The 25888-nt window shown below is 69.7% G+C and carries 21 protein-coding genes; 11 read left to right on the top strand and 10 right to left on the bottom strand.

Translation table 11 applies throughout. The features are described 5' to 3' along the window. Positions 1–121 precede the first annotated feature (121 nt). The 8 genes from PARHAE_RS15175 to pedF all read right to left on the bottom strand — a co-directional run bounded on the left by PARHAE_RS15175 (position 122) and on the right by pedF (position 6395). Positions 122–664, bottom strand: coding sequence for a DUF488 domain-containing protein (locus PARHAE_RS15175; protein WP_241232841.1), 543 nt, complete (start codon positions 662–664; stop codon positions 122–124). Positions 665–667: 3 nt separating this feature from the next. Next, positions 668–877: a hypervirulence associated TUDOR domain-containing protein gene (locus PARHAE_RS15170; RefSeq protein WP_126155418.1), complete on the bottom strand. Its 210-nt coding sequence runs from the start codon at positions 875–877 to the stop codon at positions 668–670. A 157-nt stretch (positions 878–1034) separates the two neighbouring features. Next, a complete protein-coding gene (locus tag PARHAE_RS15165) occupies positions 1035–1430 on the bottom strand; it encodes a hypothetical protein (RefSeq protein WP_126155417.1) in 396 nt (131 codons plus the stop codon). Beyond that, complete coding sequence (locus PARHAE_RS15160; protein ID WP_241232840.1) at positions 1412–2044, bottom strand: pentapeptide repeat-containing protein; 633 nt, start codon at positions 2042–2044, stop codon at positions 1412–1414. Before PARHAE_RS15160 ends, PARHAE_RS15165 begins: the two co-directional genes overlap by 19 nt. A 50-nt stretch (positions 2045–2094) precedes the next feature. Further along, positions 2095–3963 (bottom strand): PQQ-dependent methanol/ethanol family dehydrogenase, encoded by a 1869-nt coding sequence (locus PARHAE_RS15155; protein WP_126155416.1) that lies wholly within the window; start codon positions 3961–3963, stop codon positions 2095–2097. A gap of 40 nt (positions 3964–4003) precedes the next feature. Continuing rightward, the gene (locus PARHAE_RS15150; protein ID WP_126155415.1) at positions 4004–4951 is read right to left on the bottom strand and encodes a quinoprotein relay system zinc metallohydrolase 1; all 948 of its coding nucleotides are present in this window, start codon (positions 4949–4951) and stop codon (positions 4004–4006) included. Then, positions 4948–5709 (bottom strand): quinoprotein dehydrogenase-associated SoxYZ-like carrier, encoded by a 762-nt coding sequence (locus PARHAE_RS15145; protein ID WP_241232839.1) that lies wholly within the window; start codon positions 5707–5709, stop codon positions 4948–4950. Before PARHAE_RS15145 ends, PARHAE_RS15150 begins: the two co-directional genes overlap by 4 nt. 14 nt (positions 5710–5723) lie before the next feature. Next, a complete protein-coding gene (gene pedF / locus PARHAE_RS15140; RefSeq protein WP_126155414.1) occupies positions 5724–6395 on the bottom strand; it encodes a cytochrome c-550 PedF in 672 nt (223 codons plus the stop codon). Positions 6396–6537: 142 nt separating this feature from the next. On the opposite strand from pedF, the gene PARHAE_RS15135 reads away from it, so the two are divergent. From PARHAE_RS15135 to PARHAE_RS15110, 6 genes are all read left to right on the top strand, one after another. Continuing rightward, on the top strand, positions 6538–7119 hold the full coding sequence (locus PARHAE_RS15135) for a rhodanese-like domain-containing protein (protein ID WP_126155413.1): 582 nt from the start codon (positions 6538–6540) through the stop codon (positions 7117–7119). A 24-nt stretch (positions 7120–7143) separates the two neighbouring features. Continuing rightward, entirely contained in the window at positions 7144–7818 is a 675-nt protein-coding gene (locus PARHAE_RS15130) for a response regulator (protein WP_126155412.1), read from the top strand. 38 nt (positions 7819–7856) lie between these two features. After that, positions 7857–9044 (top strand): FIST N-terminal domain-containing protein, encoded by a 1188-nt coding sequence (locus PARHAE_RS15125; protein WP_126155411.1) that lies wholly within the window; start codon positions 7857–7859, stop codon positions 9042–9044. Then, complete coding sequence (locus tag PARHAE_RS15120; protein WP_164555271.1) at positions 9044–11245, top strand: hybrid sensor histidine kinase/response regulator; 2202 nt, start codon at positions 9044–9046, stop codon at positions 11243–11245. The genes PARHAE_RS15125 and PARHAE_RS15120 overlap by 1 nt, the downstream gene beginning before the upstream one ends. 87 nt (positions 11246–11332) lie before the next feature. Continuing rightward, positions 11333–12421, top strand: coding sequence for a catalase family protein (locus PARHAE_RS15115; protein WP_126155410.1), 1089 nt, complete (start codon positions 11333–11335; stop codon positions 12419–12421). After that, entirely contained in the window at positions 12418–14676 is a 2259-nt protein-coding gene (locus PARHAE_RS15110) for an FdhF/YdeP family oxidoreductase (RefSeq protein ID WP_126155409.1), read from the top strand. The genes PARHAE_RS15115 and PARHAE_RS15110 overlap by 4 nt, the downstream gene beginning before the upstream one ends. A 25-nt stretch (positions 14677–14701) precedes the next feature. Here the strand turns inward: PARHAE_RS15110 and PARHAE_RS15105 are convergent, their stop codons facing one another. Both PARHAE_RS15105 and PARHAE_RS15100 read right to left on the bottom strand, forming a co-directional pair. Next, a complete protein-coding gene (locus PARHAE_RS15105; protein WP_126155408.1) occupies positions 14702–17365 on the bottom strand; it encodes a cation-transporting P-type ATPase in 2664 nt (887 codons plus the stop codon). Between the two features lie 81 nt (positions 17366–17446). Beyond that, complete coding sequence (locus tag PARHAE_RS15100) at positions 17447–17764, bottom strand: hypothetical protein (protein ID WP_164555270.1); 318 nt, start codon at positions 17762–17764, stop codon at positions 17447–17449. 176 nt (positions 17765–17940) lie between these two features. Here PARHAE_RS15100 and PARHAE_RS15095 point away from each other — a divergent pair, with 176 nt between their 5' ends. The 5 genes from PARHAE_RS15095 to glf all read left to right on the top strand — a co-directional run bounded on the left by PARHAE_RS15095 (position 17941) and on the right by glf (position 25878). Continuing rightward, complete coding sequence (locus PARHAE_RS15095) at positions 17941–19692, top strand: alpha/beta fold hydrolase (RefSeq protein ID WP_206436987.1); 1752 nt, start codon at positions 17941–17943, stop codon at positions 19690–19692. Positions 19693–19701: 9 nt separating this feature from the next. Then, on the top strand, positions 19702–21102 hold the full coding sequence (locus PARHAE_RS15090) for a bifunctional enoyl-CoA hydratase/phosphate acetyltransferase (RefSeq protein WP_126155405.1): 1401 nt from the start codon (positions 19702–19704) through the stop codon (positions 21100–21102). Beyond that, positions 21099–22280: an acetate/propionate family kinase gene (locus PARHAE_RS15085; RefSeq protein ID WP_126155404.1), complete on the top strand. Its 1182-nt coding sequence runs from the start codon at positions 21099–21101 to the stop codon at positions 22278–22280. The genes PARHAE_RS15090 and PARHAE_RS15085 overlap by 4 nt, the downstream gene beginning before the upstream one ends. A 98-nt stretch (positions 22281–22378) precedes the next feature. Then, positions 22379–23545 (top strand): glycosyltransferase, encoded by a 1167-nt coding sequence (locus tag PARHAE_RS15080; protein WP_126155403.1) that lies wholly within the window; start codon positions 22379–22381, stop codon positions 23543–23545. Next, positions 23542–25878, top strand: a complete 2337-nt coding sequence (gene glf / locus PARHAE_RS15075) for a UDP-galactopyranose mutase (protein WP_206436983.1) — start codon at positions 23542–23544, stop codon at positions 25876–25878. The genes PARHAE_RS15080 and glf overlap by 4 nt, the downstream gene beginning before the upstream one ends. Positions 25879–25888 lie beyond the last annotated feature (10 nt).

The following is a 25888-nucleotide window of genomic DNA, read 5'->3' as shown; positions in this document are numbered from 1 at the left end:
GGCACGACCTGTTGCGCGCGGGGGCGGTGCTGTCCCCGGTGCTGCGGCCCGGCCAGGCGCGGGTGCTGCTGGCCGCGCTGATCGCTGCGGGGCAGGCGGATCGGGCGGCGGCCCTGCTGGGTCAGGCGGCGGCGGGCGGCGCGGGATAGGTCACGCTGCCGTCCGGGCCGATTGCCGCGCCGGGGGTCGGGGTGGCGGCGGTCAGCCGCCCCTGGGCCATGATGTGCCAGACCTCGCGCCCGGCGGCGATCAGCCAGTCGGCGACGATGCGGCGGTGGCAGCGCCACCAGACGGCCTCGGAACACATGATGGCGCAGCGCCGCCGGGCGCTCCAGTCCAGCAGCGCGTCCAGCCCGGCGCGGAAGGCCGGGGTCAGCGCATGGTCGGCATAGTTGTGAAAGCTGGCGTTGCGCCACAGCGCGTTGACCTGCGGCGGGATCGACTTGACCCGCCGCCGCCGCCCGCCAAGCGCGGCCAGATGGCGGTATTCGATGCCATGCGCCGCGAGCAGGGGGGCCAGGGCCGCCTCGTTGAAGCCCGGATTGCTGCGCGACATGGGAAAGGCGCGCACATCGGCCAGCCGCGACACGCCAGCGTCGCGCAGCATCGCGATCACCTCGGACGGGTCGCGGTCGGAATGGCCGATGGTGAAGACGGGCTGCACGCGTCAGATCCGCTGCAGGGCGCTGCCCTTGTGCGCGGCGATGTGGTCGGTCCTGTCGCTCTGGATCTCGTATTGCGGATCGTCCTCGGACGCGCGTCGGCGATGCCCCTTGTAGTCGAAATCGCGTGTATGGATCCTGGTGATGCGGCCGGTGACATGGCCCGCCTCGGAATTCCAGCGGACGCGATCGCCGACCTTGAACCTGTCTGGCATGGCTTTTCCCTTGCGGCTTCCTGCGGGCCCGAGATGCCCCGCCCGCTTGGGTGAACGGCCGGATCCCGGCGCGGGTTTCCCCCGATGCCGCCCCGCGGACGGCGAACTGGACCGCGAACCGACACCCGCGCCTGCCGCCTTCCCTGGGAAGGTAATCTCAGGGCGCCGACAGCTCGATCCGCCAGCCGCCCGAGGCGTTGACCTGAACGCGATAGGTGCCGGGCGTCTCGATCAGGAAATGGCCCATCCCGGCGCCGCCGTGATGCAGGTTCTGGACGACGGCGCCCGTGGCGTCGTCCAGCAGATAGGCGACCAGGATCGCGTCGTCGCTGGCGAAGCCCAGCGTCCGCGGCCCGGTGACGGTGAACGGCCCGGCCATGCCGCTGCCCTTGCCCTGGAAGGCCGTGGCGCCAGGCAGGGGCAGGGCGTCATAGCAAGCCAGCCGCGCCGCATCGTCGGGAAGGGCGCGGCAGGCGGCAAGATCGGCCTGGGCGGCAGCCGCCGCCCCTCCGGCTGCCAGGATCGCCAGCCAGATCACCAGTCGACCGGACATCCCGTGCAGTTCTCCATGTGGACGCCTTCCCAGATGGTGAAGCGGTTGGTGTTGTCGCTCAGCGTCGCATTGGCCAGGTCGGCATGATAGAACTTTGCCTCGGACAGGTTCGCGGCGACCAGCGTGGTGCCGACCAGCCGGGCCTTGCTGGCCCAGACGGCCTCCATCGACACGGCGGTCAGGTCCGATCCGCTGAGGTCGATCCCCGCCATCCGCGAATAGTCCATATCCGCCCCGGTCAGGTCGGCCTGACGCACCGTCGCGCCTTGCAGATAGCTTTCCGACAGATCGGCGCCGCGCAGGTCCGCCCCGGTCAGGGTCGCGCCCTTCAGCAGCGTGCCGTGCAGGTTCGCCCGCACCAGCCGCGCGCCGGTCAGGTCGGCGCCGTTGAGGTTCAGGCCCGACAGATCCTGATGGCTCAGATCCGCGCCGGGGCACAAGGCGCCGGGCTTCAACTCGCAGCCGTTGATGGTCTGCGGGCCGTCGGGGCGGTCGTCGCTGTCCACGATGATCGGGTAGCTGGTGTCCGGCGCGACCTGCATGGGATCGGCCAGCGCCGCAGGGGCGGATGGCGCGGCCAGCAGCAGGGCGAGGGCGATGGAATGGCGATGCATGGGTCTTTCCCCGTGAAGACGGGCGGGGGCGCGATGCCCCCGCCGCATGGTTATTCGGCCGAGGCCAGCAGTTCGTTCGGGATCTCGAAGACCCAGAAGGATCCGCCCTGGCTGACCTGGGTGGTCAGCTGCGCCATGTCGCCGCCCCACAGCGGCACCGCGCCGCCATAGCCCGAAGCGATGCCCAGGTATTGCTTGCCCTCCTGTTCCCAGGTGATCGGGCTGCTGACGATCCCCGACCCGGTCTGGAACTTCCACAGCTCTTCGCCGGTCTGGGCGTTGAAGGCCTTGACATAGCCGTCCGAGGTGCCGGTGAAGACCAGGTTCCCGGCCGTTGCCAGGGTGCCTGCCCACAGCGGGAATTCCTCTTTGTGTTCCCAGACCTTCTCGCCGGTGGCCGGGTTGAAGGCGCGCAGCGTGCCGATATGGTCGTCATACAGCCGCTTGATGCGGAAGCCCTGGCCCAGATAGGCGGCGCCCGCCTGATAGGTCACGTTTTCCGTCCAGTAATCCTCGGTCCAGTTGTTGGCGGGGACATAGAACAGGCCGGTGTCGCGGGAATAGGCCATCGGGTTCCAGTTCTTGCCGCCCAGGAACGGCGGCGTGACCTGGATCGTGGCGCCCTTCGTCTCGCCCTCCTCGGGCAGGGGCGGCCGCTGGCCCTCGACCTCGATCGGGCGGCCGGTTTCCAGGTCGATGCCCTTGGCCCAGGTGATCTCGTCCACGAAGGGGAAGGCGTTCAGCAGCGCGGTGGGCTTGTTGATGTCGGTGCCGCGTTCCGCCAGCTTGTCGGTATCGGTGACATAGAAGAAGCCGTTGCGGTCGGCATGGGCGCCGGCGCGATGCGTGTTGCCGTCCTTGTCGGTATAGTCGAACAGGATGATCTCGTTGTTGCCGGAAAAGTCCCAGGCGTCGTTCGGCGTGTGCTGATAGAAGCCCACGACCTCGCCGTTGGACGGATTCACATAGGCCTGCCCCGAGGTATAGAGGCTGTCGTAATCCTTGAAGTTGCCGTCCTGCGACCGCGCCCAGGTGTTCCAGGGCGCCGGGTTGCCGGTGCCCACCACGATGGTGTTCGTCTCGACATCGAAGGCCGCCGACTGCCAGGGCGCGCCGCCGCCGTGGTGCCAGGCCTCGACCTTGGACCCGTCGGGATTGACCGGCCAACTGGGCGCCGAGGGATCGCCGGTCGGCGTGCTTTCCGCGCCCGCCAGCGTGCCCTTGTGGCCTTCGACGAAGGGCCGCATCCACAGTTCCTCGCCGGTGTCGGGGTCGCGGGCGTAAAGCCTGCCGATGACGCCGAATTCGTCGCCCGAGCTGCCGTGGATCAGCATCACCTTGCCGGTCTCGGCGTCCTTGATGATGGTGGGGGCGCCGGTCAGCGTGTAGCCGACCTTGTGATCGGCGAATTTCTCGCGCCACTCGACCTTGCCGGTGTCCTTGTTCAGCGCATAGATGCTGGCGTCCAGGGCGCCGAAGAACACCTTGTCGCCATAGATCGCGGCGCCGCGGTTGATCACGTCGCAGCAGGGGCGGATGTCGTCGGGCAGGCGGGCCTCGAACTTCCATTTCCGCTCGCCGGTCTTGGCGTCGAGCGCCCACATCCGGCTGTAGCTGCCGGTGATGTAGATGGTGCCGTCATGGACGATGGCCTGGGTTTCCTGGCCGCGCTGCTTTTCGTCCCCGAACGAGAACGCCCAAGCGGGACGCAGGTGCCTGACGGTCTCGGCGTTGATCTGGGTCAGGGTCGAATACCGCTGGGCGTTGTTGCCCATGCCGTACATCAGCACGTCCCCGGTCGTCTCGTGGTCGTTCAGGATGTCTTCCCAGGTGACATCCTTGGCCATGGCGGCGCCCAGGCCGCCCGCCACCAGCAGCGCCAGGGCGCTGACCGACGGGATGATGAAAGATTTGCGCATTCTCTCCTCCTTGATGGCAATCTTGGTCTTGGGTCGTCTGTCAGACGCTGCCCCCGACGACGGGCAGGGCGCTGATCTCGTGCTGGCGCCACTGCTGGACGGTGGCGCGGCGGTATTCGGCGGGATTGGCGGCCAGGGCCGCGAAGGCGGGCATGGGACCGGCGGCCAGGGCCTCGGCGGGGGACAGGCCAAGGGCTGCGGCGGCGTCCATGCGGGCGGCGAAGGCGTCCAGATAGGCCAGGGTCTGCGCCGCCGCGCTGCTGTCGCGGCGGAAGGGGCCGTGGCCGGGGATGGTGCCGGTGACTTGCAGCGCCGCCAGCCGCCCCAGCGACCCGCGCCAGGTGGCGATATCGGCATCGGGAAAGCTGGGCGCGCGGTCCAGGAACAGCAGGTCGCCCGCGATCAGCGTGCCGGTCGTCTGGTCGATCAGCGCCAGGTCGGCCTGGCTGTGGCCCGCCATCGCCATCAGGCTCAGCCCGCGCCCGCCCAGGGTCAGCACGCCGTCGCCCGCCGCGACCTGGGCGGGCAACGGAGCGGTGCCCTGCATCCAGGCGCCGAGGATCCGGTACAGCCCGTCCGCCAGGGCCTGCGCCCCGGCGGCCTGCGCGGCGATGGTGCCGGGCAGGGCATGGATGGGGCGGTCGGCAAAGGCCTGGTTGCCGAACCAGTGGTCGGGGTGGTGATGCGTGTTCAGCACCGCCGCCACGCCGCCCAGCCGCTGGTCGGCAAAGGCCCGCAGCGCCGCGCCGTGCCGGGCGGTGCCGCCGGTATCGACGACCACGGCGCCTTCCGGCGTCTCCAGCATGGCGACGTTGCCGATCGCCCCGCCATTGCCGCGGGTGATGCTGTCCTGCGCGCCTTCGAACAGCCACAGCCCGTCCGCCACCTGCCGGGGCGCCAGCAGATAGTCCGGCGCGGCGCGGGCCGGGATCGGCAGCAGCGTGGCGGCGGCGGCGCCCAGCAGGGCCTGGCGGCGTCCGATCCTCATGCCGCGACCTCGCCGGAAAAGCGGAAGCCGCCGGTGTCGCGCGCGGCGATCCCGATCGGGCCTTGCGCCAGATCGGCGGGCAGCAGGAAGGTCAGGACCGGGTTTTCTTCCAGCGGCTCGTGGATCTCCAGCCGGGCGATCCGGTCGCCGCGCATGTCGGTCAGGGTCAGTTCGGACAGGTGATGGGCGGGCACGCCGTCGGCCAGGCCCGTATCCATCGGATGGCGGATGCCGACGCGCAGCCGGCCCGTGTCGGGCCACAGCCGGGCGCGCATCTCTCCGAAACCGTCCTGCCAGTCGGGGCGGGCATGGGTGACGGCGGGGGCCGAACAGCCGCCGCCCATCGCGTCGATGAAGGCCCCGCCCATGATCCAGCCCCCGCCCGCCAGGGCCGAGGCGCGGATCGGTCCCGCGATCTCGTATTTCACGCCGAACCCCAGCAGGGGCAGGGCGCGGCCGGGGTGAAAGACCAGGGCCAGCGGGAAGGGGCTATAGTCGATGGTCACGACCATCCGTTCCACCGCGCCCAGCCCGGTCGCATCGGCCAGGATCGGGACGTGGCGCGCATCCTCGGCGTTCCGCGGGGCCAGCAGGCGCAGGCCGGGATCGCTGCGCCAGGTGTCCGGCGCGCCCAGCAGGTCGGCGCGGTGCATGTCCCACATGCCGCTGTCCAGCGTCTCGGGCCGGGTCAGCCCGCCGCCGAAGGCGGCAAGCCCGGCGCCGCCCCCCGGCAGCCTGTCGCAGAGGATCGCCGGCACGGCCCCGCGTCCCGTCAGTTCCGCACGGCGGCGGTCAGGGTTTCGATGGCCGCCTTCACATGCGGCGGCTGGGACGACAACTGCCAGGCGGCCTCGTCGAAGGGCGTGATCGCGCGGGGCGCGCCCGACAGCGGCTCGAAACCCTCGCCCGCCGCCGCCAGTTCGGTCGCAAGCGCGGTGGCGGCCGAATGATCCTCGGCCACGGCGGCCAGCCTGTCGCGCAACTCGGTCAGCTTGCCCTGCTGCTCGGCGATCTCGACATCGTCGGCCCGCGTTTCGATATAGGTGCGGATCGCCCAGATCGCCTGCTGGTTCAGGATGCCTTCGAAGGGCGGCATCTTCACCGCGCCGTTCTGTTCATAGCCGTGCAGGATGCGGTCCAGGAACCACTCGTCGCCAAACTCGTTGGCCTCCAGATAGCGCAGATCCGGCGCCAGCCCGCCCGAGATCGCCTCCAGCCCGTGGCAGCGCGCGCAGTTGCTGTTATAGCCCTTGGCGCCGACCTCGACCGCCTTGAACAGCACCTCGGGGGCGGCCTCGCGCCAAGGGTTTTCGGCCGCCATCTCGGCGGGCAGTTCGGGCAGGCCCGCGGTGTCCACCGCCTGCGGGGCGGTATCGCCGTGGCCAAGCGCCGCCACCGTGCCCAGGACAAGGCCGAACCCGGCCAGGATCGTCGCGTTGCGCATCAGTTCTCCCCATTCGTCGCGTTCGGCACAGGATCGAAGCGCGGGCGGATTCCGGCAATTCTCCAATGGTCGGCCCGACGCGGGGGGTCTTAGGCCGAAGGTCGAATTGGTGGCCGGGCGGGGGCTGTGGAAAGCTGGGGCGATGAACATGCCGCGCCTGATCCCGGCCGCGCTGATCGCGCTGATGCCGCTTGCCGCCGGGGCCGAACAGGTCTTCGACCCGGCCACCGGGCTGCGGATCGGCGCCTATCGCGCCCCGGTCCCCGACCAGGTGCCGGGGGGCCGGGTGGTGGATACCGGGACGGTGGCGGCGATGGCGGAGGCGGGCGCGCTGCTGATCGACGCGATGGCGGCGCCGGGCCATGCCATCGCCCCGGACGGCGCGTGGATCGTCGCCGAACCCCATGACACGATTCCCGGCGCGCAGTGGCTGCCCGAGATCGGCCGGGGACGCCCCGACCCGCGCATCGCCGCCGGTCTGCAAGCCTCGCTGGCGGGTTGTCCCAAGGCGCGGCCCATCGTGCTGTTCTGCAAGACCGACTGCTGGATGAGCTGGAATGCCGTCCAGCACATCGCCGCCCTGGGGCATGAGGAGATCGGCTGGTATCCCGGCGGCGTCGACGACTGGGCCGGGGACGGCCGCCCCTTGCAGCGTGTCGAACCGCTGCCGCTGGGCGCCAGCCTTTGTGCCGTGGACGGGGCGGCCCCCGCTGTCCTAGACTGACCGAAACCGCCAAGGGCACCCGCCATGACCCAGATCCCGCCCCGCCCCATCGCCTCGGTCCTGATCGTCGAGGATCACCCGCTGTTCTGCGACGCCCTGTCGATCACGCTTCAGATCGTCGGCGGCATCAGCAGCGTCCGCACCACCAGTTCCATCGCCGATTGCCTGCGCCAGCTGGCGGCGGGGCCGCAGCCCGACGCGGTGTTCCTGGATCTGAACCTGCCCGACGCCGATGGGCTGGACGGGCTGCTGAAGGTGCGCAAGGCCGCGCCCGACGCGGCGCTGCTGATCGTGTCGTCGCTGACCAGCCCGGCCATCGTCAATGCGGCGATCGAATTCGGCGCCTCGGGCTATGTGCCCAAGCACAGCCAGCGGCAGGTGTTCCAGGACGCGCTGTCCCGCATCGCCCAGGGCGGGATCTATCTGCCCGAGGGCTTTGCCCCCGCCGATCCCGCCGCCGCCCGGCCGCTGGCCCTGACCCGCGACCGGCTGGACAGCCTGACCGCCCAGCAGTCGCGGATCCTGTCGCTGATTTCCGAAGGCAAGCTGAACAAGCAGATCGCCCATGACCTGGACATCGCGGAATCGACGGTCAAGGCGCATGTCACCGTCATCATGCGCAAACTGGGCGTGCAGACCCGCACCCAGGCGGTGCTGGCCGCGCAGGCGGCACGGTTTGACAGCCTTGCCGCGCGGTGACATCCTTTCCGCCTGGATAGGGGCGGACGGGCAAAGACATGGATGGAGGGGATCCCGCCGCCGACCCGGTGCGGGCGGCAGCGGACAGGACGGGACGCGCGGGGGCCATCCTGCGCCGGGCGCAGGCTCCTGCGGCTGATCCGGGCGCGGCGGCGCGTCTGGCGTCCGACCTGGGACCGGATCTGGCGCTGGCGCTGCTGTTCGTGTCGCCCACGGCGGATTTCGCGGCGACCATGGCCGCCGCCGCCCGCGCCTTCGGCGCCACGCCCGTCCTGGGCTGCACCACGGCAGGAGAGATCGCCGGCGGCTATGTCGAGGACCGGATCATCGCGGTGGGCTTTCCCGCCGGCGACTTCGCGGCCGAGACCATCGCCGTCCCGGATCTGGACCGGATCGAGCCTGCCGCCCTGATCGACGCGATGATCCGCGCCCGCCAGCGGCTGGGCGCAAGCCATCCGGGATTTGTGCACGAATTCGCCTATCTGATGGTCGACGGCAGCACGCTGCGCGAGGACGCGCTGATGGCCGTGGTGGGACATGGGCTTGGCCCGGTGCCGCTGTTCGGCGGATCGGCGGGGGACGGGACGCGCTTCGGGCAAAGCTATCTGGCCCAGGGCGCGCGGGTCCGCACCAATGCGGCGCTGCTGACCTTCCTGCGCACCCGCTGCCCGATCCGGGTCTTCAGCTTCGATCACCTGGACGCGGGGGCGGGCCAGATGGTCGTGACCGGCGCCGATCCCGCGCAGCGCCGCGTGTGCGAGATCAACGCCGCCCCCGCCGCCGTCGAATACGCGCGCCTGCTGGGCAAGCCCGCCGGGCAGCTGGATCCCTTCACCTTCGCCGCCCATCCGCTGGTCGTGCGGGTCGGCGGGCGCTATCATGTCCGGTCCATCCAGCGGGTCGAGAACGGCACCGACCTGGTGTTCTTTTCCGCCATCGACGAAGGCGTGGTGCTGACGCTGGCCACGCCCCGCGACATCGCCCGGTCGCTGGAATCGAACCTGGCGCGGCTGGCCGACGCCGGGCCGGTGGACAGCATCCTGGCCTGCGACTGCATCCTGCGCCGGATGGAGGCGCAGCAGAAACAGCAGACCCGCGAGGTGTCGCAGGTTCTGGCGCGCCACAACGTCACCGGCTTTTCGACCTATGGCGAACAGTTCGGGGCGATGCATGTGAACCTGACCATGACCGGCGTCGCCATCTATGCGCCCGAAGGGGACCGCTGATGGACAACCTTGTCGATCCGGCCGAGCCTCTGGATGTCCAGATCGCCCGGCTGAAAAAGATCAGCGCGGTGCTGATGCGGCGGGTGGAAACCCAGACCGACCGGGACGGCGCCGCCTATTCGCAGTTCGAACGCGCCGTGGTGCTGGAGGATCAGGTCCGCCGCCGGACCGGCGAACTGGAACGCGCGCTGCGGCTGCTGAACGAATCCAACGCCAAGCTGTCGGCCGCGAATGCCCAGATCGAATCCGCGCGCCGCGATCTGGCCAGCGCCATCGAGGCCGTCCAGGAAGGCTTTGCCCTGTTCGGCGTCGACGACGTGCTGCTGCTGTTCAACGGCCGGTTCTGCTGGCAGATGCCCGACGTGCGCGCCGCGCTGCATCCGGGGATGCGCTTTGCCGACTATATCCGCGTCGTCAGCCGGTCGCCCATGCTGCGCCTGCCCTCGGGCCACACGCCCGAGGACTGGGCGGCGACACGGATGCGGCGGCACCGGCGCGATCATGTGATCTTCAACCTGGCGCTGACCGACGACCGCTGGATGCAGGTCTCGGAACACCGCACCGCCAATTCCGGCACCGCCATCGTCCAGACCGACGTGTCCGATCTGATGCGCGCCGAACGCGAACAGCGCGAGCGGCTGCTGGACAACCAGGGCCGCATTATCCGCGCCACGCTGGATCATCTGGCCCAGGGGGTGGCGATCTTCGACGCGCAGGGGCTGCTGGCGGGCTGGAACCGGCGGTTCCGCATCCTGACCGCGCTGCCGCCGCAGACCTTCACGCTGGGCACGCGGTTCCAGCGCGTCACCGACCTGCTGCTGCAATCCTTCCGGCTGGCGGACGGCGAATCCGCCGCGCGGATCGCGGGCTGGATGCAGGACCGCGCGGCGCCCGAGGCACTGTTCTTCGAACTGGTCCAGCAGGGCGGCACGCTGACGCTGGACGGTTTTGCCCAACGCCTGCCGGACGACGGCTTCGTCGTGTCGCTGACCGACGTGACCGCCGAACGCGACGCCCTGCGCCGCCTGGCCCGCGCGAACGAGGAACTGGAGGCCCGCGTCGCCGCCCGCACCGATGAACTGCGCGACGCCTTGGCGCGGGCGGAACGGTCGAACGCATCGAAATCGCGCTTCGTGGCGGCGGCCAGCCACGACCTGCTGCAACCCCTGTCGGCGGCCAAGCTGTATCTGTCGGCCGCCGATGCCGCCGGGACCAACGCCAATGTCCAGAAGGCGGGCGAGGCGCTGACCAATGTCGAGCGCATCATCGAGGCGCTGCTGGACATCTCCCGCCTGGACACCGAGGAGGAGCAGATCCAGCAGGGCGATCTGGCGCTGAACGACATTCTGGCCTCGTTGGCGTCCAGCTTTGCGCCGGTGGCGGCGGCCAAGGGGCTGCGCTTCCGGGTGCGGCCGACCGGCGCGCATGTCATCAGCGACGGGCTGTATCTGCAACGGATCGTGCAGAACCTGATCTCGAACGCGATCCGCTATACCGACCGGGGCGGGGTCTTCGTGGGCGCCCGCCGCCGGGCCGACCGGGTCAGCATCGAAATCCGCGACAGCGGGCCGGGCATCCGCGACGAGGACCGCGCGGTGATCTTCCAGGAATTCCGCCGTCTGCACCGCCGCGCCTCGGCCAGCGAGGGGATGGGGCTGGGCCTGGCCATCGTCGAACGCGCCTGCGCCCGGCTGGGGCACGAGCTGGATCTGGTGTCGCGTCCGGGGCGGGGCAGCGTCTTTCGCGTGACGGTGCCGCTGGCCGCCACCGATCCGGGGCCGCGCCAGGATGACGGCGATCCGCGCCACCTGCCGTCCCTGGCCGGGGCGGGGCTGCTGGTCCTGCTGGTCGACAACGACCACGAACTGCGCCGCGCGATGGTCGCGCTGCTGGAAGGCTGGGGGATCACCGTGCTGGATGCGGAAGGCCCCGACGACGCCATCGCCCTGATCGACGAGATGGACTTCGTGCCCGACGCGATGTTGATCGACTATCAGTTGAACGACGACGTGGACGGGCTGGATCTGGCGGCGATGCTGCGCAAGCGGTTCGGCTGGCGGCCCGCGCGCATCATCTCGGCCGACCGCTCGCCCGCCTTGCGCGAACGCTGCGCGCGGATGGGGCTGTTCCCGATGCCCAAGCCCCTGGATACCGAGGCGCTGTATCACTTCCTGTCCAACGTGAACCCGGCCATTGCCTGACTTGTGATCCCGCCCGGCCCCGGCGCCCGGAACGCTTGGCCCGCCCTGCCGTTGTCCCTGTGCCACGCCAGCCGCAGAGGGTCGATCATGCAGCCAGCCGTCCGCTATTCCGCCGATGTCGAAACCGTCGCCCCAGACGAGGCGCAGGTGATCGGCGATTTGTCCGACACCCTGCGCGACATCCTGGAAGTCACCTCAGGGGATTACGGCCATGCGGTCCGCGCCGTCCACGCCAAGAGCCACGGCATCATCCGGGCCGAGCTGGAGATCCTGCCGGGCCTGCCGCCGGAACTGGCCCAGGGGATCTTCGCCCGGCCGGGGCGGCATCAGGCGATCATCCGCATTTCCACCAATCCCGGCGATCTGCTGCCCGATTCCGTCTCGGTCCCGCGCGGGCTGGCGCTGAAGATCATCGGTGTCCAAGGGGAACGCCTGGACGGCGCCGAAGGCGGGAATCAGGATTTCATCTTCGTGAACGGCCCGGCCTTTTCGGCCCCCGATCCGGCGACCTTCCTCAGGAACCTCAAGCTGCTGGCCCGGACGACCGATCGCGCGGAATGGGCCAAGCGCGGGCTGTCGGCGGTGTTGCGGGGTGCGGAAAGAGCGCTGGAGGCGGTGGGCGGCGAAAGCGCCACCTTGCAGACCCTGGGCGGGGCGCCGAACGTGCATCCGCTGGGGGAAACCTATTTCACCCAGACCGCCTTCCGGTTCGGCGACCATATCGCCAAGCTGTCGCTGGAACCGGCATCCGACAGCCTGACCCGCCATACCGGCCGGATCATCGACACCAAGGGCCGCCCCGACGCCATCCGCGAAACGGTCGCTGCGGACATGCAGACGGGCGATGCGGTCTGGAACCTGCGGGTGCAACTGTGCCGCGACCTGGACAGGATGCCGGTCGAGGATCCCTCGGTCCTGTGGGACGAAACGCTGTCGCCCTTCGTCACGGCGGCCCGGCTGCACGCCTCGGCCCAGACCGGCTGGTCCCAGGACGCCGCCGATCTGGTCGACGAACACATGCGGTTTTCCGTCTGGACCGGCATCCAGGCGCATCGCCCGCTGGGCGCGATCAATCGGGCGCGGCGCGAACCCTATCGCATGTCCTCGGCCTTCCGCGCCGATTTCAACGGCTGCCCGATCCACGAACCCGCCCCCGCAGGAAAGGCCGCGCCATGACCGAGGAACGCGACCAGGATCCGACGACCGTCTTCTATGACCATCCGACCGGGGGCTGGGGGTCGCTGCGCAGCGTGCTGGGCCATGCCAGCCAGAACCGCATCCGGCTGGGCGTCCTGGACACGCTGCGCCGCCAGAACAAGCCGGGCGGATACATGTGTTCGTCCTGCGCCTGGGCCAAGCCGCCGTCCCCGCATCTGGCCGAGTTCTGCGAGAACGGCGCCAAGGCGACCATCTGGGATCTGACGCCAAAACGCTGCGGGCCGGATTTCTTCGCCCGCCATACCCTGACCGAGCTGCGGGGCTGGTCCGACCACGACCTGGAGGCCGCTGGCCGCCTGACCCATCCGATGCGCTACGACCCCGCCAGCGACCGTTACGTCCGCACCACCTGGGACCAGGCCTTCGCGGCCATCGGCCAGGCGTTGCAGGGGCTGGATCCCAAATCGACGGTCTTCTACGCCTCGGGCAAGGCCAGCCTGGAAGCGTCCTATCTCTATGCGCTGTTCGGGCGGCTGTATGGGCACAACAACCTGCCCGACAGCTCCAACATGTGCCACGAGACGACCAGCGTCGCGTTGAAGCGTGCCATCGGCGCGCCGGTCGGAACCTGCGTGCTGGACGATTTCGACCATTGCGACCTGATGCTGTTCTTCGGCCAGAATACCGGATCGAACAGCCCGCGCTTTCTGCATCCGATCCAGCAGGCCATCCGGCGGGGCTGCAAGATCGTCACCTTCAACCCGGTGCGCGAACGCGGGCTGGTCGAATTCATGAATCCCCAGGATCCGGCACAGATGCTGACCGGGCGCGCCACGCCGGTGTCAGATCTGTATCTGCAACTGCGCCCCGGCGGCGACATCGCGGCCCTCGCCGGCATCTGCAAGCACCTGTTCGACATCGGCGCCCTGGACCGCGACTTCATCGCCCGGCATTGCCACGATTTCGATCCGTTCGAGGCCTGGATCCGCGGCCTGTCCTGGGACCGGATCCAGGCGACATCGGGCCTGTCTCGGACCGATCTGGTCGAGGTGGCGGAACTGTTCGCGCGCTCCAAGCGGGTGATCGGCATCTATGGCATGGGCCTGACCCAGCATGTCCATGGCGGCGACAGCGTCGGGATGCTGGTCAACCTGCTGCTGATGGGCGGCCATATCGGCCGCCAGGGCGCGGGCATCTGTCCGGTGCGCGGCCATTCCAACGTCCAGGGCCAGCGGACGGTCGGCATTTCGGAAAAGCCGGAACTGGTGCCGCTGGACAGGCTGGCGCGGATGTTCGACTTCGACCCGCCCTGCGACACCGGCATGACCACGGTCGAGGTGGCCCAGGGCCTGATCGACGGCACCGTCCGGGGCTTTGTCAGCCTGGGTGGGAATTTCGGCCGGGCAAGCCCCGACCTGACCCGCACCGAGCCTGCCTGGGCCACGCTGGACCTGAACGTGCAGATCGCCACCCGGCTGAACCGGACGCATGTGCTGGCGGGACCGGGGGCCTGGCTGCTGCCCTGCCTGGTCCGGGCGGAACGCGACCGGCAGAAATCCGGCCCGCAGACCGTGACGATGGAGGACAGCCTCAGCCATATCCACGGTTCCATCGGCAGGCGTCCCCCGGCCTCGCGGCACCTGCTGTCGGAAACCGCCATCGTCGCGGGCATCGCCAAGGCGACGCTGCCGCCCAATCCGCGCGTCGCGTGGGACGACTGGGTGGCCGACTATGCCCGCATCCGCGACCTGATCGAGGAGACCTATCCCGATCAGTTCGCCGACTTCAACGCGCGGATGAACGAACCCGGCGGCTTCTATCGCGGCAATTCGGCCCGCGAACGCGATTGGGAAACCGACAGCGGCAAGGCGGAATTCACCCTTCCGGCCGATCTGTCCGCGCTTGGCGGCGATCCCGCCGAGGGCGCCTTCACGCTGATCACGCTGCGGTCGAACGACCAGTTCAACACCACGATCTATGGCTTTTCCGACCGGCTGCGGGGGCTGAAAGGCGACCGGATGATCGTCCTGGTGTCGCGCGCCGACATGGAGCGCGCCGGTCTGGCCGAAGGTCAGCGGGTGGCCCTGGTGACGGCCGTCGACGACCAGATCACCCGCCGGGTCGAGGGGCTGAGCGTCACACCCTATGACCTGCCGCGCGGCTGCATCGCCGCCTATTACCCCGAGGCCAATCCCCTGGTGCCCTTGTTCCTGCATGACCAGGCGTCCAAGACCCCGGCCTACAAGGGCGTCCCGGTGCGGATCGAGGCATAGGGCGTTCCGGACTGTCCGTGACGGGTCATTCGCCGCCGAACCTGTCGCGCAGCAGGTGCTTTTCGATCTCCAGCACGACCAGCGACAGCGCGCCGATGGCGATGATGGCGATGCCGTCCGCCAGCCCCAGCGGGCGCGATTCGAAAATGCGGTGCATGACCGGCAGATAGGTGAAGGCCAGTTGCCCGGCGGCCACCACGGCGATGGCCGCCAGCACCGGGCCGGTGCCCTTGACCCCTGTCAGCGTGAATGAGGTCATGTGCAGGTAACGGACGTTGAACAGATAGAATATTTCCAGCACCACCAGCGTGTTGACGACCATTGTTCGCGCGGCTTCGATGTCTCGGCCCTGGCTCAGCGCCCAGAAGAACACCGCCAGCGAGATGGCCATGAACATCACCGACACGAAGCCGATGCGCCAGACCATGAAGGGCGTCAGCAGCCCGGCCTGGGCCTTGCGCGGCGGGCGGGCCATGACGCCCGGCTCGGTCGGCTCGAAGGCCAGGACCAGGCCCAGCGTCGCGGCCAGGATCAGGTTGACCCACAGGATCTGGACGGGCGTCATCGGCAGCGCGAAGTTCAGCAGGATCGCGGTGATGACCGTCAGCGCCTCGCCGCCGTTGGTGGGCAGGGTCCAGGCGATCACCTTGCGGATATTGTCGTGGACGGTCCGGCCCTCGCGCACGGCGGCGACGATCGAGGCGAAATTGTCGTCCATCAGCACGATCTCGGCCGCTTCCTTGGCGGCTTCGGTGCCCTTGATGCCCATGGCGATGCCGACATCGGCCTGTTTCAGGGACGGCGCGTCGTTCACCCCGTCGCCGGTCATGGCGACGACATTGCCGCGCGATTGCAGGGCGCGGACGATGCGCAGCTTGTGTTCGGGGCTGGTGCGGGCAAAGACCTGGGTCCGGGCCACCGCCGCGGCGAAATCGGCATCCGAAATGCGGTCCAGATCCTGGCCGGTCAGCACCTGCGGGTCGCTTGCCAGGCCCAGTTGGCGGGCGATGGCGGCTGCGGTTTCCGCGTGGTCGCCGGTGATCATCCGCACCTCGATCCCGGCGCGGCGGCATTCGGCGATGGCCTCGATGGCTTCGGGGCGCGGCGGGTCGATGAAGCCGGTGATGCCCAGGAAGGTCAGCCCGTCCTGCACGTCGGGAAAGCCGATCCGGGCGGTGCCGGCGGGCATCGGCTTCATGGCATAGCCCAGCACCCGTTCGCCCTCGCGCGCGGTCTGGGCGATGCGGTCGGTCCACAAGGCGGCGTCCAGCGGCTGCGGGCCTGCGGCGGCGGCCTGGTGGGCGCACATCGCCAGGATCCGTTCGGGCGCGCCCTTGACCAGCAGGATGCGGCCGCCGCCCGTGTCGTGCAGGGTCGCCATGAAACGGTGTTCGGCATCGAAGGGGATGGCGTCCAGCCGCCCGCCCGCGCGTTCGGCGGCGGGGTCCAGCCCTGCCTTGATCGCGGCGGCGATCAGCGCGCCCTCCATCGGGTCGCCCTCGACCGTCCAGCCGCCGGGATGCAGTTCGGCGTCGTTGCACAGAAGCCCCGCCCGCAGCAGATCGCGCGCCACCGGATCCGGGGCGAAGCCATGGCCGGTCGGGTCATAGCCCGCGCCCTCGACCAGCGTGACGCCATCGGCGGTGACCACCCGGCGCACGGTCATCTCGTTGCGGGTCAGGGTGCCGGTCTTGTCCGAGCAGATGATCGAGGTCGCGCCCAGCGTCTCGACCGCGGGCAGGCGGCGGATCACGGCGCGGCGGGCGGCCATGCGCTGCACGCCGATGGCCAGGGTGATGGTGATGACGGCGGGCAGCCCCTCGGGGACCAGGCCCACGGCCAGGGCCACCACCGCCATCAGCGCGTCGTCCCAGGCATAGCCGCGCAGGGCCACGGCGAAGGCAAAGACCGCCGCCGCGCCGACGAATGCGAGGATGGTGAAGCGCCGCGCGAAGGCGTTGATCTGGCGCAGCAGCGGCGTGGTCAGCGTCTCGACTTGGCGCAGCAGGGCGCTGATATGGCCGATTTCCGTGGCCCGGCCGGTGGCGGTCACGACGCCGCTGCCCTGTCCGGCGGCGACCAGGGTGCCGGAAAAGGCCATCGACCGGCGGTCGCCCAGCGGCGCGCCCTGGGTCACCGGATCGGTGGATTTCGACGTGGCGACGGATTCCCCGGTCAGCACCGCCTCGTCGATCAGCAGGCTGCGGGCGGCGATCAGGCGCAGGTCGGCGGGCACCCGGTCCCCCGCCTCGATCAGCACCACGTCGCCCGGCACCAGATCGGCCACGGCCACGCTGACGCGGCGGCCGTCGCGCAGCACGCTGGCGCGCGGGGCGATCATGCCGCGAATGGCGTTCAGCGCGCTTTCCGCCTTGCCCTCTTGCAAGAATCCCACGACCGCGTTGACGATCACCACCGCCAGGATCACGCCCGCATCGACGTAATGGGACAGGGCGAGCGCGGCGGCCGCGCCCGCCAGCATGAAATAGATCAGCGCGTTGTTGAACTGGGCCAGGAACCGCAGGATGGCCGGACGCGGCCGCGCGCCCGGCAGGCTGTTCGGGCCGTGCCGTGCCAGACGGGCGGCGGCCTCGGCCCCGGTCAGGCCCGAGGGCGAGGCGTCGAGCGCCGCCAGGATCTCGGCCGCGGGGCGGGCATGGGCGTTTTCGGGCGCGCGCGGGTCGGTCATCGGGTCACCGTCGTTCTGGAAAAGGGGGTCAGACCGGCGATGCGCGCCGATGGCGCGCCGGGAAGGTCATCGAATGGCGGATCAGGCGGCTTTGCGGGCGGCCGGGGCCGCGTCCCTGACCGCGCGGGCAAGGCGGTCGCCATCCTGCTGCGCCAGGTCCAGCAACTTGCGCGCGTATTCGCCCTGGATCGCGGCGGCGTCCATCGGCGTGCCCGCGCGGGCCAGGTTCCGCAGGCAATCGGCGCGCAATTCCGCCATCCGGGCGATGGACAGCAGCGTCTCGCGCCACAGCATGTCCTGGACCCGCAAGGGCCAGGCCAGCACCTGGGGCAGGTTGGTCATCCAGGGGACATCCGGCAAAGCGGCCGTCTTCGGCGTCGCGGTCTTGTCGTGTTTCATATCCATGATCCTGTCTGAAAGCGCCTGAACCATAGGGACACGCCCGGCCGGAAGCCTTGACCCATGTCAATACCGGCTGGCAGTCCTGCCGCTAGAGGATAAACCATTCCGCGACCCGCAACCACCCAAGGACCGCGATGACCGACCAGACAATCCCCCATGCGCGTCCCGCGCAGATGCCGGCCGCCGACCAGGATGCCACCCTGGGCCTTGCCGCCTTCCAGGCCATGGACCGGATGCGAGAGGCGCTTGGCGGACAACTGACCGGCGGCGTCTCGCCCGGATCGCTGGCGCTTGCGGGCTTCGACTGGGGCTTTCACCTGGCGCAGGCCCCCGGCAAGCGGGCCGAACTGCTGTGGAAGGGCGCGCGCAAGACCGGGCGGCTGATGACCTGGCTGATGTCCTCGGCCATCGACCCCAAGGCGCCGCCCGCGATCCAGCCGCTGCCCGGCGACAACCGCTTCCGCCACGAGGGCTGGGGGCGGATGCCGTTCTCGGCCCTGGCGCAGGGATTCCTGCTGGGCCAGCAATGGCTGCACAACGCCACGCACGAGGTGCCGGGCGTGATGAAGCATCACGAGGATGTGGTGTCCTTCGCCGCGAAACAGTGGCTGGACATGTTCTCGCCCTCGAACAACCCGCTGACCAATCCCGAGGTTCTGGCCCGGACCTGGGAAACCGGCGGGACGAACCTGTGGCGGGGCTGGCAGAACTGGCTCGAGGACGCGGTGCGACTGCTGAACCGCCAGCCGCCCGCCGGGGCCGAGGCCTTCCGCCCCGGCGAAACCGTCGCCGTCACGCCCGGCAAGGTGGTCTTCCGCAACCACCTGATCGAACTGATCCAGTACGCGCCGTCGACCGGGCAGGTCCGACCCGAGCCGGTGCTGATCGTGCCCGCCTGGATCATGAAATACTATATCCTCGATCTGTCGCCCGAAAACTCGCTGATCCGCTGGCTGGTCGGACAGGGCTTCACGGTCTTCGCCATCTCGTGGCGCAATCCCGACGCCACGGACCGCGACCTGACGATGGAGGATTATCGCCGCCAGGGCGTGACGGCGGCGCTGGATGCGGTGCAAGCCATCGTGCCGGGAACGCGGGTCCATGCGGCGGGCTATTGCCTGGGCGGCACGCTGCTGGCGATCGCGGCGGCGGCGATGGGCGCGCGGGCCGGGGACCGGCTGGCCTCGCTGACGCTGCTGGCGGCGCAGGTGGATTTCACCGAGCCGGGTGAACTGGCGCTGTTCATCGACGCCAGCCAGATGCATTTCCTGGACAGCATGATGTGGAACCGGGGCTATCTGTCCGACGACCAGATGGCGGGGGCGTTCCAGTTGCTGCGGTCGAACGACCTGGTCTGGTCGCGGCTGGTCCACGATTACCTGATGGGCCAGCGCAGCCCGATGACCGACCTGATGGCCTGGAACGCCGACAGCACCCGGATGCCCTGGCGGATGCATTCGGAATACCTGCAACGGCTGTATCTGGACAACGAACTGGCCGCCGGGCGCTTCATGGTCGAGGGCCGCCCCGCCGCCCTGCAGAACATCCGCATCCCGATCTTCGCGGTGGGCACCGAACGCGACCATGTGGCGCCCTGGAAATCCGTCTACAAGATCCACCAGTTCACCGATACCGAGATCACCTTCGCCCTGACCTCGGGGGGGCACAATGCCGGGATCGTCAGCGAACCCGGCCATCCGCGCCGCCATTACCGCATCGGCACCCGCCCGCAGGACGGCGCCCTGGTATCGGCGGCCGACTGGCTTGCCGCCCATGAACCCGACGCGGGATCCTGGTGGCCCGCCTGGGCGGGCTGGCTGGCCGCGCGGTCGGGCGATCCCGCCGCGCCGCCCGCGATGGGCGCACCCAAGGCGGGCTATCCGCCGCTGGGCGACGCCCCCGGCACCCATGTCTTCCAGCGATAGGAGCGCGCATTGTCCGAGGCCCTGAAGAACCACACCTTCGCCGCGCTGAAGATCGGCGACCAGGCGTCCATCACCCGCACCATGGGGGTCAACGACATCTCGCTGTTCGCGGCCGTGTCGGGCGACGTGAACCCCGCCAACCTGGATCCGGTCTTCGCGGCGGGCGGTCCCGGCGGCCACAGCGCGGCGCATGGCATGTGGACGGCGGCGATGGTCTCGGCCCTGCTGGGCACGCGCCTGCCCGGACCGGGCACGATCCATCTGGAACAATCCGCCCGCTTCCTGGCCTCGGTCCTGCCGGGCGACACCATCACCGCCACCGTCCGCGTCGCGGAAAAGCGCGATCCCGACCGGATCGTGCGGCTTGACACGCTGTGCGTCAACCAACGCGGCCAGCGGGTGCTGGAGGGCAGCGCGACCGTGATCGCCCCGGCGACCGACATGACCCTGCCCGCCGCGCCCGCCCGCCGGGCGGTGCTGCTGCCGGCCAGCCGCTATGCCCCCTTCATCGACGAGGCGCGCACCCTGCCGCCGATCCGCGCGGCCATCGTCCATCCCTGTTCCCGCGCCGCCATCCTGGGCGCCGCCGAGGTCCGCGACGAGGGCCTTCTGGAGCCGCTGCTGATCGGACCCGAGGAAAAGATCCGCGCCGCCGCCGCCGATGCGGGGGTGTCCCTGGACGGCATGGCCATCGAGCCGACGGAACACAGCCACGCCGCCGCAGCCCGCGCGGTGGAACTGGCCGTGGCCCGCCGGGTCGAGGTTCTGGTCAAGGGCAGCCTGCATTCGGACGAGCTTCTGGGCGCGGTGGTGGCGCGCGAATCCGGGCTGCGCACCGGGCGGCGGATCAGCCATGCCTATGTCATGGACGTGCCCGCCTATGGCAAGCCGGTGATCGTCACCGATGCGGCGATCAACATCGCGCCGACGCTGGACCACAAACGCGACATCGCCCAGAACGCCATCGACCTGATGCGGCTGCTGGGCGCCGACCAGCCTCGCGTCGCGGTGCTGGCGGCGGCAGAGACCGTGAACCCGGCCATGCCCGCGACGCTGGACGCCGCCGCCCTGACGGTGATGGCCGCGCGCGGCCAGATCACCGGCGGGCTGGTCGACGGCCCGCTGGCCTTCGACAACGCCATCAGCCCCGAGGCCGCGCGGACCAAGGGCATCGCATCCCCGGTCGCCGGGCAGGCCGACATCCTGCTGGTCCCGGATCTGGAGGCCGGGAACATGCTGGCCAAGCAGCTGATCTATTTCGCGGGTGCCACCGCCGCGGGGCTGGTGCTGGGCGCGCGGGTGCCGATCGTGCTGACCAGCCGCGCCGATCCGCTGTCGGCCCGCATCGCCTCGGCCGCCCTGGCCCGGCTGATCGTCGCGCGCCGCGCCGCCCCCGAGGTCCGCAGATGAGCGGCGCGTCGATCCTGACCTTCAACGCCGGATCTTCGACGGTGAAGCTGGGCTTCTATGCCGTCGCCGACGACCGGCCCCGGCCGCTGGCCCGCGCCGTGATCGACTTTCGCGACGACCCGTTCGAGGTGCGGCTGACCCTGGACGGGCGGCACCTGGCGCAGCGCCTGCCCGATGCCGGTGCCGGGGACATGACGGCGGTGCTGGACGCAGCGCTTGGCTGGCTGGGCGGGCATGTCGACCTGTCGGACCTTGCGGCGGTCGGCCACCGGGTGGTCCATGGCGGCGACCTGTTCACCGGACCCGCGCGCATCGACGAAGCCAGCCTGGCGCGGATCGGCCAACTGTCGCGGCTGGCCCCCCTGCACCAGCCGCAAAGCCTGCGCCTGATCGCGGCGGCGCGGACGCTGTTTCCGGGGCTGTTGCAGACCGCGTCCTTCGACACGGCCTTCCATGCCAGCCAGGATCCGCTGGCCCGCCGCCTTGCGATCCCGCGCGCGCTGCACGACGCGGGCATCCGCCGCTATGGCTTCCACGGCCTGTCCTATCGCCACATCGCCGGGGCGCTGCACGACCTACCGCCCGACGCCCGCGTGGTGGCGGCGCATCTGGGCAGCGGCGCCAGCCTCTGCGCGATGCAGGGGGGCGTCAGCCGCGACAGTTCGATGGGATTTTCGACGCTGGACGGGATCCCCATGGCCACCCGCTGCGGCGCCCTGGATCCGGGCGTTGTGCTGCACCTGCTGGGACCGATGGGCTGGAGCCTGGAGCGGGTCGAGCGCACCCTCTATCACGAAAGCGGGTTGCTGGGCGTCTCGGGCATCGATGCCGACAGCCGCGAGCTGCTGGACAGCGACCGCCCCGAAGCCGCCGAGGCCATCGCCCTGTTCTGCCTGCGCATCGCCGGAGAGGCCGCGCGCCTGGCCGCGACGATGGGCGGCATCGACGCCCTGGTCTTCACCGCCGGCATCGGCGAGCATCAGCCCCGGATCCGCGCGGCGGTCTGCGAACGGCTGGCCTGGCTTGGCCTGGATCTGGACCCCGCCGCCAACGCGGCGAATGCCCGCCGGATCAGCACCTTCGCCAGCCGCATCGCCGCCCTGGTCATCCCCACCGACGAGGAACAGGTCATCGCCGAGGAGGCGTTGGACCTGCTGGCCCGGCGGGGCGCGTCCTAGGGATCGACGGCCCCTTCCGGGGCGCGGGGTTCGCTAATAAAGATCAATGAAACCTCCCCCGGGCCGGGTTGTTACCCCAAGCTTCTTTGGGGTGGAACATGCCGGGCTGGATCGCTGCGATTTCCGATTACTGCTCGCAGGTTCCGCCCAGCATTCCCGCAATTCCGGCCCGTCCCGGTTTCTGGTCCGCCGCGCGCTCTCCGGCTGGACGGCCCCGCCCGGAAACAATCGAGGTCAGCGGCGGTTATCTGGAGCGGCTGCCCCTGTCGGCGGTGGCCAGCGGTCTGGTCGATCACGCCGAGATCTGGTCCTTTGCGGGCCGGGACGGGGACTCAGACCGCGACAGGGGGCTGCCGGATGGCACGCCCGATCCCGCCAATCCGGCCCTGACCCGCCGCGTCTTTCGCGCTGACGGTCCCGCCCCCTATGCCTCGGCCGATGCGGTGGATTTCATCCGCACGGTCGGCGCCCCGGATGTCCTGTGCGTCTGGGGTCTGGGGGTGGATGCGGCCCTGCTGGAGGCCTGCGCGGGGTCGCTGAAGATCTATAACTCGATCGATGCGCCGGCGCTGCGCATTTCCGACGATCTCGCGGCGCGCTTCGACCTGTTCCTGACCGGCGCCGACTGGCAGTCGCGCGACATACAGGCGCGCATTCCTGGCGCGCGCACCCTGGTCCTGCCCATTGGCCCGGCCTTCGCATCCGGGCAGACCTTCTTTCCCACCGGCGCCGACAAGGACCGGGACGTGGTCTATGTGGCCTGCGCCCAGCCCTACAAGCGTCACGACATCCTGTTCGACGCCATGGCGCGCCGCCCCGGCACGCGGGGGCTGCTGGTGGTGGGCTATGGCCACCAGACCGACGAATTCCGCGACCGCGCCGCGCGCGAGGGACTGGATCTGGAGATCGTCGGCCCCCCCGGCGTGCCCCATGCCGAGGTGAACCGCCAGATCAACCGCGCCCGCGTCGGCGTCGTCTGCGGCGTGGACGACGGCGCGCCCGCGATCCTGACCGAATACCAGTTGGCGGGCCTGCCGGTGCTGGCCAATGCGCGGCTGTCCTGCGGGTTGCAATTCGTCACGCCGGAAACCGGCATCGCCGCCCATGAGGGCGCCGATTTCGCCGAGGCCCTGGACAGGCTGCTGCGCGACCATGCCCGTTACGACCCCCGCGATGTGGCGCTGTCCCGATGGGGATGGCAGCCCAGCATGGCGGTGCTTTCCGAAAAACTGACCGAAATCCGCAACGCAAGGACGGTGCCATGAACGACGCGAACCCCCTGACGCCCTTCGCGCTTGCGGCCCGGCCCGTGCTGATCTGCTTTTCGCATCTTCGCTGGGATTTCGTCTGCCAGCGTCCGCAGCACCTGATGTCGCGCTTTGCCGAAAGCCACCGGCTGTTCTTCTGGGAAGAGGCGATCCCCACCGATCATCACCTGCCCTATCTGGAATTCCACGCCTTTCCCGGCACCGCCGTCCAGGCGATCCGCCCCCGCGTCCCCGCCGCCTGGGCGCCCGAGGATCAGGCCCGCGCGCTGACGCAACTGCTGGACCAGATGATGGGCGTGGCCGGGATCCACCGCCCGGTGCTGTGGTTCTATACGCCGATGATGTGGCCCATCGCCGCCCATGTCGAGTCGGCGGCGGTGGTCTATGACTGCATGGACGAACTGTCCGCCTTCCGTTTCGCGCCGCCGGACCTGGCCGCGAACGAGACCGCGCTGATGGCGGCGGCGGATGTGGTCTTCACGGGCGGCCATTCCATTTATGAGGCCAAGGCCGGGCGGCATGCCAACATCCATCCCTTTCCGTCGTCGGTGGACACCACCCATTTCGCCCGCGCGCGCAGCGCCGGGCAGGAACCTGCGGATCAGGCGGGGCTGCCCGGCCCGCGCCTGGGCTATTACGGGGTGATCGACGAACGGCTGGATCTGTCGCTGGTCGCGGCCCTGGCCGCGGCCCATCCCGACTGGTCGGTGGTGATGATCGGACCCCTGGCCAAGATCGGACCCGAGGATCTGCCCCGCGCGCCCAACCTCCACTGGCTGGGGCAGCGCGGTTACGACCAGTTGCCCGCCTATCTGTCGGGCTGGGACGTGGCGCTGATGCCCTTTGCCATGAACCAGGCGACGCGCTTCATTTCCCCCACCAAGACGCCGGAATATCTGGCGGGGGGCGTGCAGGTCGTGTCGACCCCGGTGCGGGACGTGGTGCGCCATTACGGGGATCTGGCGTCGGTCCGTATCGCGGCGGACGCTGATGGCTTCGTGCGCGCCTGCGAGGAAGCCCTGGCCGCCAAGGGCCGCCCCGGATGGCGCGACCAGGCCGACCAGCTGCTTGCCGATCTCAGCTGGGACAATACCTTCCGGCAGATGCGGACGCTTCTGGATGCGGCGGCCGCGCGCAGGCGGCATGGCCCGCAGGTCGTCATCAGCCTGTCCGCCCCCCGGATCCGGCGCGGCGTCCGCAAATACGACGTGACCATCTGCGGCGCGGGTTTCGCCGGATCGGTCCTGGCGCGGCAATTCGCCGAAGTGTCGGGCAAGCGCGTGCTGCTGGCCGACCGGCGCGATCATGTGGCGGGCAATGCCTTCGACTGCCTGGACGCGGCCGGGATCCTGATCCACCGCTATGGCCCGCATATTTTCCATACCAACAGCGACGACGTGTTCGACTGGCTGGGCCGGTTCACGGAATGGCGCCCCTATGAGCACCGCGTGCTGGCGCGGGTGGGCGACAAGTCGGTGCCGATGCCGATCAACCGCGACACGCTGAACGCGCTTTACGGCCTGGACATGCGGTCCGAGGCCGAGGCGCAGGCTTTCCTGGCCCGGCAGGCGCAGCCGATGGACAAGATCCGCACCTCGCGCGACGTGGTGGTGAACGCCATCGGCACGGATTTGTATGAAACCTTTTTCCAGGGCTATACGCGCAAGCAATGGGGGCTTGATCCGTCGCAACTGGACAAGTCGGTGACGGCGCGGGTGCCGACGCGGACCAATACCGACGACCGCTATTTCACCGACAAGCACCAGGCGATGCCCAGGGAAGGCTATACCCGGATGTTCGAACGGATGCTGGACCATCCGGGAATCGATCTGGCCCTGGGCACCGATTTTCACGACCTGGAGCCGTCCGACCGCGGCGCGCTGACCGTCTATACCGGGCCGATCGACGCCTATTTCGGGCACCGCTTCGGCACGCTGCCCTATCGCAGCCTGCAATTCGTGCATGAGACGCTGGACCAAGCCCGGTTCCAGCCGGTCGGCGTCGTGAACTTCCCGTCCGAGGACGTGCCTTATACCCGGATCACCGAATACAAGCACCTGACCGGCCAACGCCACGCCAAGACCTCGATCAGCTACGAATACCCATCGGCCGAGGGCGATCCCTATTATCCGATCCCCCGACCCGAGAACCACGAACTGTTCCGCCGCTATGACGCCCTGGCTGCGGCCGAGCCGAACGTGATCTTCGCAGGGCGGCTGGGCAGCTATCGCTATTACAACATGGACCAGGTGGTCGGGCAGGCTTTGGCGATCCACCGGCGGCTGACCGCACGGCAGGCCGGGACTGCCGCGATGGCGCCCCTGGCATGACCGCCGCCTG

This window comes from Paracoccus haematequi (genome assembly GCF_900631945.1).
Taxonomy (GTDB): domain Bacteria; phylum Pseudomonadota; class Alphaproteobacteria; order Rhodobacterales; family Rhodobacteraceae; genus Paracoccus; species Paracoccus haematequi_A.
Note: the sequence above shows the minus strand (reverse complement) of the source record. Positions and strands in the feature narration are given on the sequence as shown.

What these genes read in the sequence shown, in the direction of transcription:
- PARHAE_RS15105 (WP_126155408.1), bottom strand. Translation starts at nt 17,365, where the DNA reads ATGACCGACCCGCGCGCGCCCGAAAACGCCCATGCCCGCCCCGCGGCC.
- PARHAE_RS15155 (WP_126155416.1), bottom strand. Translation starts at nt 3,963, where the DNA reads ATGCGCAAATCTTTCATCATCCCGTCGGTCAGCGCCCTGGCGCTGCTG.
- glf (WP_206436983.1), top strand. Translation starts at nt 23,542, where the DNA reads ATGAACGACGCGAACCCCCTGACGCCCTTCGCGCTTGCGGCCCGGCCC.
- PARHAE_RS15130 (WP_126155412.1), top strand. Translation starts at nt 7,144, where the DNA reads ATGACCCAGATCCCGCCCCGCCCCATCGCCTCGGTCCTGATCGTCGAG.
- PARHAE_RS15110 (WP_126155409.1), top strand. Translation starts at nt 12,418, where the DNA reads ATGACCGAGGAACGCGACCAGGATCCGACGACCGTCTTCTATGACCAT.
- PARHAE_RS15170 (WP_126155418.1), bottom strand. Translation starts at nt 877, where the DNA reads ATGCCAGACAGGTTCAAGGTCGGCGATCGCGTCCGCTGGAATTCCGAG.
- PARHAE_RS15085 (WP_126155404.1), top strand. Translation starts at nt 21,099, where the DNA reads ATGAGCGGCGCGTCGATCCTGACCTTCAACGCCGGATCTTCGACGGTG.
- PARHAE_RS15150 (WP_126155415.1), bottom strand. Translation starts at nt 4,951, where the DNA reads ATGAGGATCGGACGCCGCCAGGCCCTGCTGGGCGCCGCCGCCGCCACG.
- PARHAE_RS15120 (WP_164555271.1), top strand. Translation starts at nt 9,044, where the DNA reads ATGGACAACCTTGTCGATCCGGCCGAGCCTCTGGATGTCCAGATCGCC.
- PARHAE_RS15115 (WP_126155410.1), top strand. Translation starts at nt 11,333, where the DNA reads ATGCAGCCAGCCGTCCGCTATTCCGCCGATGTCGAAACCGTCGCCCCA.
- PARHAE_RS15135 (WP_126155413.1), top strand. Translation starts at nt 6,538, where the DNA reads ATGAACATGCCGCGCCTGATCCCGGCCGCGCTGATCGCGCTGATGCCG.
- PARHAE_RS15125 (WP_126155411.1), top strand. Translation starts at nt 7,857, where the DNA reads ATGGATGGAGGGGATCCCGCCGCCGACCCGGTGCGGGCGGCAGCGGAC.
- PARHAE_RS15100 (WP_164555270.1), bottom strand. Translation starts at nt 17,764, where the DNA reads ATGAAACACGACAAGACCGCGACGCCGAAGACGGCCGCTTTGCCGGAT.
- pedF (WP_126155414.1), bottom strand. Translation starts at nt 6,395, where the DNA reads ATGCGCAACGCGACGATCCTGGCCGGGTTCGGCCTTGTCCTGGGCACG.
- PARHAE_RS15165 (WP_126155417.1), bottom strand. Translation starts at nt 1,430, where the DNA reads ATGTCCGGTCGACTGGTGATCTGGCTGGCGATCCTGGCAGCCGGAGGG.
- PARHAE_RS15160 (WP_241232840.1), bottom strand. Translation starts at nt 2,044, where the DNA reads ATGCATCGCCATTCCATCGCCCTCGCCCTGCTGCTGGCCGCGCCATCC.
- PARHAE_RS15080 (WP_126155403.1), top strand. Translation starts at nt 22,379, where the DNA reads ATGCCGGGCTGGATCGCTGCGATTTCCGATTACTGCTCGCAGGTTCCG.
- PARHAE_RS15095 (WP_206436987.1), top strand. Translation starts at nt 17,941, where the DNA reads ATGCCGGCCGCCGACCAGGATGCCACCCTGGGCCTTGCCGCCTTCCAG.